The following is a 10,156-nucleotide window of genomic DNA, read 5'->3' as shown; positions in this document are numbered from 1 at the left end:
TAAAGGCGGTTACCAAGACAAATGTATCAATGAAGACATTTTAGTGTAATCTAACTCGACCCAAGTAATCCAAATTTTCAAAAAAGTATTTTCCTAGTTATTAACGACCAAATAAAAATAGCAATGAAGAATTTCGAAGTATTAAACACTGAAGATTTAAAAAACATTAAAGGCGGTTACCAAGACAAATGTATCAATGAAGACATTTTAGTGTAATCTAACTCGACCCGAGTAATCCAAATTTTCAAAAAAGTATTTTCCTAGTTATTAACGACCAAATAAAAATAGCAATGAAGAATTTCGAAGTATTAAACACTGGAGATTTAAAAAACATTAAAGGTGGTTACCAAGACAAATGTATTAACGAAGACATTCTTGTTTAATCAACCTCGACCATTAGTAATCCAAATTTTCCAAAAAGTATTTTCCTAGTTATTAACGACCAAATTAAATAGCAATGAAAAATTTTGAAGTATTAAACACTGAAGATTTAAAAAACATTAAAGGTGGATACCAAGACAAATGTATTAACGAAGATATCCTGGTATAAGAAAAATTTGAATAAGTAGATCGTATTTTTTATATTTACTTTTTCCTTATCATATTCAATATGAACACCTTTGAAGAATTAACAATTCAGGAGTTAGACAATACACTTGGTGGTTACCAAGATAAGTCGATAAATGAAGACATTCTAGTCTAACAGATTCCCATACCATATTTTCATGATTGCATCTTTAAAAGATGTATTTAATTGAGCCTTGTAGTGTAGGCTATAATCAAGAAATGTAAAGAAATTATAGACAAATTCATTTAAATGGAGAAACGTCCTACATACAAAGAATTGCAACGACAATTAGCAGAAGCGCGCGCTCAGCTCGAAAAGACCGAGAAGCTGAAAGATGCATTCCTAGCCAATATGTCGCATGAAATTCGAACGCCAATGAATGCGATTGTAGGAGCATCAGAACTTCTTCGTGATGATTCTTTATCGAAAGAGGATCGAAATGAGTTTACAAAAATACTGTCATCGAGCAGTAAAGAATTACTGGATCTATTCAATAGGATCCTAGAACTATCGCAATTAGAAAGCGGTGCATTGGAATACAACGAATCAGAAATTGAAGTACATGATTTACTGGTTACATTGTATTCGGCCTACGGGCAAAAGATTAACATGAGCGGTAAAAATTTGGTTTTAAATTATACCGAAGATTTATGTGATAATAAAATATTCACTGATCAGAAAAAACTAACCAAAGTACTATCTTATCTCCTTGATAATGCATTGAAATTTACAAGCTCAGGAGAAATTGATTTTGGTTGTGCAATTCAGGACAGACACAATATTCTTTTCTATGTGAAAGATACTGGACCAGGAATAAGTGATCAGCAACAAGCAAAAATATTTAAGAAATTTACCCAAGTTGATAATTCATATACCCGAGAACATTCAGGTGCCGGTTTAGGATTAAGTATCAGCAAAGAATTGGTTGAATTTCTTGGAGGCAAGTTATACATAGATTCAAATTTGGGAGATGGTTCAATATTCTACTTTACCATTCCATTTAAATTCTCAGAATCAAACCTTGTACTCAAAGAAAAAATTGAAGCTATATTGAAACAAAATATTAACGAAATATATTCTTCGTCTAATACTCGAAAGAATATTGCTATTTAGGAAAATTACTAGGGATGTTAAAAGGAGCTTGCTGGTCACAAGCTCCTTTTTCTATTTTGTTTTAAGAGATATTTCTTTGTAGTTGATAATTACATCGAGTACTACAGCAAAAATCATCATGTTATACTTATGATCATAATCTGTAAAAATCAGTATACATGCTACAAGCATTAAAATAATTCCTAATACTTTTAAGAGTTCCGAAAATTTTAATTGATGTATTCTTTCAGTATTCAGATTAAATATTCTGTAAAATATATTTAAGCTCACACCCGAAGCCAAAATGGCTACTCCATACGATTCAGCTTGTAAAATAAAAAGTGCACCTACAATAATTAACACCGTTGCAAGCGTATAAAGAATTGATAAAAATCGTTTCATTTTAAAATATTTCTAGAAAAGTAATTCGGGATCACTAAAATTGTTTTTTCCAAGATGCGAATAAGCTAAAGGAGTAACTTCTCTTCCTCGCGGAGTACGTTTAATGAATCCTTCTTTTATCAAAAATGGTTCATAAACCTCCTCAATTGTTCCACTATCCTCGCCTACTGCAGTTGCAATGGTAGAAATTCCAACTGGTCCTCCACTAAACTTATCAATTAGCGTGTTTAAAATCCTGTTGTCCATCTCATCTAAACCATGCTTATCGATATTTAAAGCTTCAAGAGAAAATTTGGTAATTTCTATATCAATGGATCCGTTTCCTTTTACTTGAGCAAAATCTCTTACTCTACGCAAAAGGGCATTTACAATACGAGGTGTTCCTCTACTTCTTGATGCAATTTCACCAGCTGCTTCATGAGTAATTTCAACATCAAGAATACTTGCACTACGCTCTACTATTTTAGATAGTATTGGCAGGTCGTAATATTCAAGATGACAATTTATACCAAATCGGGCTCTTAAAGGTGAAGTTAACAATCCGGAACGAGTTGTTGCTCCAATTAAAGTAAAAGGATTTAATTCCAATTGAATTGATCTTGCAGCTGGTCCTTTATCAATCATGATATCAATTTTAAAATCCTCCATTGCTGAGTACAAGTACTCCTCTACAATAGGACTTAACCTATGAATTTCATCGATAAAAAGAACATCATTTGGTTCCAAATTGGTTAACAAACCAGCAAGGTCACCAGGTTTATCAAGAACCGGTCCTGAAGTAACTTTTAATCCAACTCCTAATTCGTTGGCAAGAATATTTGATAAAGTAGTTTTTCCAAGTCCGGGAGGTCCATGAAGCAAAACATGATCTAATGCTTCCTCACGCATTTTTGCAGCTTCAACAAATACATTTAGATTCTCAACAATTTTCTTTTGTCCACGGAAATCTGAAAACTGAAGTGGTCTTAGTTTATTATCTAATTCTTTTTCCTTATCCGAAAAATTATGACTTCGTATGTCCAGGTTATCATCCATGCGACAAAAATAATCTGAAAATCTTTAAATCGAGTAGAAAAATTCACTCAAATGTAAATAAGCTTGTTAGAATTTCTGAAAATACCTGGAATTAGTATTTACAAACCTAGATTTGTTAAAACCTTAAATAGATGGTCCACATCGAAGGGTTTCGACAAGTGTGCATCCATACCATTCTCGATACATTTTTCTTCGTTAGCGACCATTATATCGGCTGTGAGAGCAATAATTGGAATATGCTCCTGCCCATTTTCAATTTCTCTTATGATTTTAGTAGCTTCTAATCCGTCCATTTCTGGCATCATTACATCCATTAATATAAAATCATAATTTCCTTCTTTAAACATATCGACAGCTTCCAAACCGTTATTAGCAATATCGATTAAATAACCATATCGCTTTAAAGTAAATTTAACTACCGTTTGATTCAATTTGTTGTCTTCAACAAGAAGTATCGAATAATTTTTAGCTTCCCAACTCATTCTCTTCAGTGTGGATTTTCTATAGATTGCAAGATAACAAAATCATTGAAATAATTAAGTAAACACACCCAATTAATCACTGTTGATTTACGATCTTGATTTTATCCCTCATCTCAATTATCAACACTCATATTATTAATATTAGTTTTTTTAAAATTTCTAAAAAATAAGATAATTATTATATCCTGTTAATAGTGTTGGTAAGAGAGTACGAATTTTATTGTTTTTCTGCTAGAAAATAGTCTAATAACAGGATATCAACACTGATTGTTAATATAGAGAGCTTGAAATATAGAGAAATATATACTTTATTAACTTCTTGTTGATAACTTTGATTTTTGGTAATTTAATTAATTGTAGATATTAACAGGGTGTTTATAACCGGTTGAAAGCTTTGATAACACTGGTAAAAAATAAAATTGGTACCTGGGAAATATTTTTCTATACAATTTAAATTTTGTTAGTTCCAAAAAATACTTTGGAATTTTTAATAAGGAAAAATCAACAGTATGTTAACTGAATGTGAACAAATCTGTTCATAAGTGAAAAGCGTCTGACTAAACTATTTTATTTCAGACTGATGCGTTTCAACAATTCATTTGATAAGCACTTTTAGACAAAATGCCTGATTTTAGGCTTGGAAAATTGGTCATTTTAAAAACAACTCATATAATTTACTTAGTTTTGTACTCCAAAATTAACTTGAACAAAAACCACATAAAGGCAACACTGTCTTTAATAATTTTAATAAGATGAAAAAACTAAGAATTGCATTGGCTGCTGATCATGCAGGATTTCAGTTTAAAAATGATTTGGCTGAAATTTTGAAATCAGAAGGATATGAAGTAAAAGATTTCGGCACTAACTCTGAAGAAAGTATGGATTATCCTGATACAGCTCATCCATTAGCTGCAGCAGTTGAAGCAGGAGAGTTTGATTTTGGCTTTACTCTATGTGGTAGTGGAAATGGTATTACCATGACAGCTAACAAACACCAAAAAGTTCGTGCAGCTTTGTGTTGGACTGCGGAAATTGCCGGTTTAGCAAGATCTCATAATGATGCAAATGTATGTGGTATTCCTGCCAGATTTATTTCTTTTGAAGAGGTAAAAGAAATTGCAAAAATTTTTCTAAATACTGAATTTGAAGGTGGCAGACACCAGAAGCGAATTGATAAGATTCCTTTGTAAAATGGGGCTTTTATAATAAAAAGAATCATAATAAATAAGGAATTAAAGAATTAAAGATGCTTAATTAGTTGTAATTATTGTTATCTTTGACCTGATTGTTAGATAAATGTGGAGTAAAAATAAAAATTAAAGATGTTATCGAATACTTGTAAATATGCAATTCGCTCAGTAATTTATTTGTCGATAAATGCAAAAGAAGGCAAAAAAATAGGAATAAAGAAGATATCAGAGGAACTGGAAATTCCAACACCATTTTTGGGTAAAATTTTGCAAAGCCTTGCAAGACAAAAGTTACTTACATCAACAAAAGGACCTCATGGTGGATTCGGAATGGGTAAAGATCCAAGTGAAATTACCTTAATGAATATTGTTGAAATTGTGGATGGATTGGATATGTTTGAAAATTGTTTAATTGGAATTCGTCCATGTAAATCTGATAATAAAGCACAAGCTGCTTGTCCTGTTCACAATCAGTTTGGGCACATCAGAAAACAGATATATGATTTGTTTAAAGGAAAAACAATTGGTCAATTAATTACCGAAATGGAAAATACGAATGAGTATATTACTCTATAAGATTTTCTTTAGAAAAGATATTTCACTAAAGGGCTTGCGATTTAACAGCAAGTCCTTTTGTTTTTTTATCCATGGATAAATTATAATAGCAACAACACCTCCTAGAATATCTGCGGCTAAATCAATATAATCACCACTACGATTTGTAAAATAATGTTGTTGTAAATATTCTATTGCACCACCATAGGTAGTAACTAATAATACTGTTATTAGAATTATTCGAGACTTTTTTAATTTGGTTTGAAAGCTTAATTCTGCCATCAAAAAAATTCCCATAATAAAGAACATTCCAAAGTGAACAAGCTTGTCGAAATGTGGAATATGTATGGCCGATGTTTTGGGTAAATCATTGCCTGGAATAGAGCAAAGGATGAATATAATTATTGCCCATATAATATTTCGCCATAACAATTTTCTCTTCATAAGCTTATATGTGTCGATAATAGTTGCTCAAAGTTAGCAAGCTATTTTAAGTTTTCAAGTTCATAGTATAAATATGTTTGAATCAATATGCTATTGACCAATTTACCAGAATTTTGTAATTTGAATATTATTTGAAATTTTGTTAAACTGAATTCTACCTATTATGACTATGAAAGCTACTGAATTGATGGAGATGTTGTGTTCTGAAAGAATTAACACATGGTTTGATTTAGGATTGTTTATTGATCGTTTTAAGGAAAACAAATCAATTCCTGTAGTTGAGTTTAACCAAAGTTTTGAAAGGTTTAAATCTAATATTAATAAAAAAGGGATTGCTTTTTCTACCTTCTATTATTCTATTGATGGTGTTAGTATAGAGGTAGAGAAATATGCAAAAACATTCCGATACAATTTTGGCGATGATATTGCCATACATTATTTAGCCGGCAAATTTTATCCAGAGGCTTCCAAGATTATGGATTCAAGAACCAAAACTTTTGCTATTGAAGAAATGCAAGGATTTGATGATTGGACACTATACAAGGATTTCTACTTTACCAAATTGGAACGAGGAAGCAAAGAGTACAATGCTTTGATTGTAAAATTTTGGGATCAAACTCTTACCATTTGTGAAAAGCTAAGTTCATATATAGAGGATAATAATATCGGCTTGTTATACCTTATTAATTTGTGTTCAAATCCGGGAAATGTAGCAGCTGCTTTGGCTACAGTTTTGGTTTCAGAATATATGGGAATTCCTGTAATCAATAACAATCATGATTATTATTGGGAAGGTGGCAATTCTGAAATTACAAAGGAGGTTAAAGGATTAAAAAAAGGTCCACGTGATTTCTTCTTTCTGAATTCACATTTAGGAGAATTCTTTTCACAATTGGAGGTGTTATATCCATGGGAATCGCGTTCGTGGATGAATGTTAACATCAACAAAAAGCAAAGTGAATACCTGATACATTATAAAGGACACAATCCTGCAAATGTTGCTGAAATTGGAACAGCTGTTGATACTACTGAATACAACAATATTGACAAGAGAAGAAGAATAGAATCTCTTTTTCAGATGGAGAAGATGCTAAGCCGATATCACAAAAAAGCATTGGTTAGTTATTCGGTAAAGGATGTGTTGGAGTATAAATTGGTGGACAAGAAAAATCCGGAACCAATTTACATTGGATACAAGACAAAGGCGATGCACAAATTCTTGTCTGAGAATATTATTTTTCTTCAACCAACAAGGGTGATTTCAAGAAAAAGGATTGAATTGGGATTCGATCTAGTTGGTAAGATGTTACAAGTTGAGAGTTTAAAAGAGAAAATCAGAGAATCGGAGGATTTAAAAGTTACCATATTAATTACCGGACCAATTCCTTTGGGGCAATATCCCTATTTTCAAAAATTATTGACACGATTTCAAGAGCTTTTAGAGGGGATGGATCCAGAATTTAGAAAGAGAATATACTTGGGATTTTTGTTTAGCGAGATGGATAAAAAAAGGTTTAAGAACCATTTTGAAAATCCTATTGGTATTCCCGAATTATACAGTATTTCTTCTTTGATATTGTTGCCATCGAAAACTGAGGGGAGAGGCTTGCCTATTTTAGAAGCTGCAGCAGCTGGTGTTCCTATATTTTGCAGAAGATATCAACCAGAAAATGTTTATGCAGAAGTTATAGGTGAACATCTGCCTGAGCAGGAGAGATTAAAAGTTATTGAGTTTACAGGCAGAAGAATATACGACTCGCATGTGAATGAAACCATAGAGAAGGTGTTTTTTCCACACATTCATCACCGAAGTGTAAGTCACAATAAGAAAGTAATTGATACTAGATATAGCATCAACTCTTTAAATTTGGGAATAGAAGAAATCGTAAAAAAACTCTATTTACAATTACAGTCAAATCATAAAAACTTAAACGAAGTTGGAGAGATTTACAAGTATTACAAATCAAAAGTAAAGTTTACCAATGATGATGTAAAAGCTCTTGTTAATACTGAAAACAGACACTATTTACCAGGCTATGGAAGATTAGGTTTTATGCTTTATTTAAAGTCGTTAATTGATCCGAGTTCATTTAGAATGGAAGAGCAAGAAATTAAGGGAGGCACTTTTTATTTTGCAAAGCGACAGATTGAAGATCATCCGGATTCAGATAATTTAGATTTGGAACAGGTGCATAATTTTTACAACTCAATTGATAATCTTTTTGCTGTTCGCAATGGTGAGATTTCAATAAGACACGACCATTCTTTTACCTATCGACATAGAAATAAAAACTATTATCTGTTTCATGATTTTACACATCAGGAATTATCAGGTATGGTAAATCTTCTTAAATCGAAACATTTGCCTCCAGGTATTGGGAGAAAAGTGAGTGGTTCATCAAGGTTTTTTATAGATAAAAATTTAGCTCTTTCTCAATTAACCTCTTCATCGATGATTTCTATTGATGATAGAAGTTTCCTTTTCAAGAAGATGAAACAGAATATTCCATTGGCATATTTTCCGGGGAAGTATGTGAAATATGAGCTTGAATATTTTGTTCTGAATTCCATTAAAAGTCGATTGGGAATGGATATGCATGATCCGATTTGCGAGGAAAAGTTAAAGGGTAAAAACATTGAGAAAGTATATGTATTTGCTCCGGAAGAAGCTTTAACCAATTGGACAACCGCGAGCGATATTCGTGAATTTATTGAGTGTGGTTCCGATCAGGAGTTAAAACTTTTGTACGATAAAAAAATTCTGCAAGTAGTGTCGATTGATTCTCTAACCGTGGGAATTCATATTCCACAAATGGGAGAGAAGGCATTATCGATATTACGAAAAGTAATGGATAAGAATGGTTACTTAATATCGAACAGAAGAAATGCCGCTTTTATGACAGATATATTGAATCTGGATAGATTTCATATTGGTAAAGTAACAACCGAATTGGCAGCAAATATTATGGGAATTCCTAACAATACAGGATACATTCAATTTGTTCCTGCAGGAGTTCGTACAACCTTGGCTTATCCAACTCCTGTGCAAACCGCTAAGGATTTTTCGGATTTACTGCATTCAGATTTATTTAAAGAATTAAGCAAAAAGTTAGGCGAAAAAGAATTGTTACAATTGATAAAGAAAGATGCCCAAACCAAGGGTTCTCCATTAAAATTGGTATTGGAAAATATATCAAAATCCGATCAGGAAAAAGCAGATGTAGAATACTCGAATGTAACAGGAATTTATGATGATGGATATCCATGGAATGGAATTTTGGCCAAGGCGAATGTGCAAGATGATCATGAAAACTGGGAATTTACAGCTGTTAGTTCATTGCAGACAAAAACAGTAACAAGCTTTGTAAAAGAATTTGAAGAAAATAACAAATGCCAAGCTAAAATAGCATGGAATGGTGGTTATATTTTAAATCCAGAGTTGGTTGGTAAATTGGGCTTGCCAGAATCCTATATTGGTTCTCCTTTAGGTTTGTTAATCTCAAATGGAAAATGTTTAAGTACGCCTCTCTTCAACAAGCCTGCATTGTTAATTTATCAATCGGGTAAGCTTGATATTGAAAGGGTAAATTGTAAAAGTGGCATTCGAATAAAAGCAAATGATGTTGAATTGATATTTGATGCTAAAAATTACAATCAGTTTGAAGTTGGAAAATGTGCTTACTTCGATTTGATGTATGAAGAAGAAATGATTTCAGCGAAGGATTGTATTGTATATCGATTGGCAGGAAATACGGTAAAAGAAATCATATATGATAGCGATGAAGTAAAACAAATTCCTGTAGGATTAACTTTATGCATTCCTCTTTCAGTGATGAAATCAGCAATTGCAAATGTTGGTGATGAGCTTGAAATTACTGTGAATGGATTAGAGGATGTTTTGCATGCAGTTGAAGCAGGTCCGATGTTATTGGATAAAGGAAAGCAGTGTATCGATATGCAAGTGGAAGGATGGAAGAAGCAAAATTCGATAAAAACACAAGCCGCCCGATTGGACTTTACAGACATGCGAGGTCCAAAAATTGCAGTGGGAATTGATGAGCAGGGAAATTTATACGTGCTAACCATTAATGGTAGAATTCGAGAATCGGTGGGAGCTACTCATTTCGATATGGCCGGAATTTTAGAGAAGTACAAAATTGTTAAAGCCATGGGATTCGATCCAGGCGGAAGTTCAACATTAGTTGTAAATGGAGAAACATTAAATATATCGCCATACAATTCGAATTACGAGCGAAATATTTTCTCTCTACCGCCAGAACCACGTGCGGTTTCGAATGCTGTGATCGGTTATAAAAAAAGATAATTTTAAAGTAAAGACGGCATTAATGCCGTCTCTACAATGCAAATAAAATAAAAAGCTCTGCAAA

10 protein-coding genes are annotated in these 10,156 nt (G+C 32.5%); 6 read left to right on the top strand and 4 right to left on the bottom strand.

Going from position 1 to position 10,156, the window contains the following annotated elements; genetic code table 11:
- Positions 1-123: 123 nt before the first annotated feature.
- From DF185_RS24260 to DF185_RS22535, 3 genes are all read left to right on the top strand, one after another.
- On the top strand, positions 124-216 hold the full coding sequence (locus DF185_RS24260; protein ID WP_110362312.1) for a bacteriocin class II family protein: 93 nt from the start codon (positions 124-126) through the stop codon (positions 214-216).
- Positions 217-457: 241 nt separating this feature from the next.
- Positions 458-550: a bacteriocin class II family protein gene (locus DF185_RS24255; RefSeq protein ID WP_110362312.1), complete on the top strand. Its 93-nt coding sequence runs from the start codon at positions 458-460 to the stop codon at positions 548-550.
- Between the two features lie 267 nt (positions 551-817).
- Positions 818-1,681, top strand: a complete 864-nt coding sequence (locus tag DF185_RS22535; RefSeq protein WP_110363957.1) for a sensor histidine kinase — start codon at positions 818-820, stop codon at positions 1,679-1,681.
- Between the two features lie 51 nt (positions 1,682-1,732).
- Here the strand turns inward: DF185_RS22535 and DF185_RS22530 are convergent, their stop codons facing one another.
- From DF185_RS22530 to DF185_RS22520, 3 genes are all read right to left on the bottom strand, one after another.
- On the bottom strand, positions 1,733-2,062 hold the full coding sequence (locus DF185_RS22530) for a hypothetical protein (RefSeq protein WP_110363955.1): 330 nt from the start codon (positions 2,060-2,062) through the stop codon (positions 1,733-1,735).
- Between the two features lie 12 nt (positions 2,063-2,074).
- Positions 2,075-3,097: a Holliday junction branch migration DNA helicase RuvB gene (ruvB, locus tag DF185_RS22525; protein ID WP_110363953.1), complete on the bottom strand. Its 1,023-nt coding sequence runs from the start codon at positions 3,095-3,097 to the stop codon at positions 2,075-2,077.
- 98 nt (positions 3,098-3,195) lie between these two features.
- Positions 3,196-3,579 carry a response regulator gene (locus tag DF185_RS22520; protein ID WP_110363951.1) on the bottom strand — a complete coding sequence of 128 codons (384 nt, stop codon included), beginning with the start codon at positions 3,577-3,579 and terminating at the stop codon, positions 3,196-3,198.
- Between the two features lie 752 nt (positions 3,580-4,331).
- Here DF185_RS22520 and rpiB point away from each other — a divergent pair.
- Entirely contained in the window at positions 4,332-4,769 is a 438-nt protein-coding gene (rpiB, locus tag DF185_RS22515) for a ribose 5-phosphate isomerase B (RefSeq protein WP_110363949.1), read from the top strand.
- Between the two features lie 132 nt (positions 4,770-4,901).
- On the top strand, positions 4,902-5,345 hold the full coding sequence (locus DF185_RS22510) for an RrF2 family transcriptional regulator (RefSeq protein WP_110363947.1): 444 nt from the start codon (positions 4,902-4,904) through the stop codon (positions 5,343-5,345).
- On the opposite strand, the gene DF185_RS22505 is transcribed toward DF185_RS22510, so the two are convergent.
- Positions 5,340-5,768, bottom strand: a complete 429-nt coding sequence (locus tag DF185_RS22505; protein ID WP_110363945.1) for a VanZ family protein — start codon at positions 5,766-5,768, stop codon at positions 5,340-5,342. The two genes, DF185_RS22510 and DF185_RS22505, sit on opposite strands and share 6 nt — an antisense overlap.
- Before the next feature lie 163 nt (positions 5,769-5,931).
- On the opposite strand from DF185_RS22505, the gene DF185_RS22500 reads away from it, so the two are divergent.
- Positions 5,932-10,092 carry a phosphodiester glycosidase family protein gene (locus DF185_RS22500; protein ID WP_110363943.1) on the top strand — a complete coding sequence of 1,387 codons (4,161 nt, stop codon included), beginning with the start codon at positions 5,932-5,934 and terminating at the stop codon, positions 10,090-10,092.
- Positions 10,093-10,156: the final 64 nt, after the last annotated feature.

It is taken from the genome of Marinifilum breve (assembly GCF_003202155.1).
GTDB classification, from domain to species: domain Bacteria; phylum Bacteroidota; class Bacteroidia; order Bacteroidales; family Marinifilaceae; genus Marinifilum; species Marinifilum breve.
This window is presented reverse-complemented; position numbering and strand designations above follow the sequence as displayed.

Coding starts and splice junctions, on each gene's coding strand:
- DF185_RS22505 (WP_110363945.1), bottom strand. CDS start 5,768: ATGAAGAGAAAATTGTTATGGCGAAATATTATATGGGCAATAATTATA.
- DF185_RS24255 (WP_110362312.1), top strand. CDS start 458: ATGAAAAATTTTGAAGTATTAAACACTGAAGATTTAAAAAACATTAAA.
- DF185_RS22520 (WP_110363951.1), bottom strand. CDS start 3,579: ATGAGTTGGGAAGCTAAAAATTATTCGATACTTCTTGTTGAAGACAAC.
- ruvB (WP_110363953.1), bottom strand. CDS start 3,097: ATGGATGATAACCTGGACATACGAAGTCATAATTTTTCGGATAAGGAA.
- DF185_RS22510 (WP_110363947.1), top strand. CDS start 4,902: ATGTTATCGAATACTTGTAAATATGCAATTCGCTCAGTAATTTATTTG.
- DF185_RS24260 (WP_110362312.1), top strand. CDS start 124: ATGAAGAATTTCGAAGTATTAAACACTGAAGATTTAAAAAACATTAAA.
- DF185_RS22530 (WP_110363955.1), bottom strand. CDS start 2,062: ATGAAACGATTTTTATCAATTCTTTATACGCTTGCAACGGTGTTAATT.
- DF185_RS22535 (WP_110363957.1), top strand. CDS start 818: ATGGAGAAACGTCCTACATACAAAGAATTGCAACGACAATTAGCAGAA.
- rpiB (WP_110363949.1), top strand. CDS start 4,332: ATGAAAAAACTAAGAATTGCATTGGCTGCTGATCATGCAGGATTTCAG.
- DF185_RS22500 (WP_110363943.1), top strand. CDS start 5,932: ATGACTATGAAAGCTACTGAATTGATGGAGATGTTGTGTTCTGAAAGA.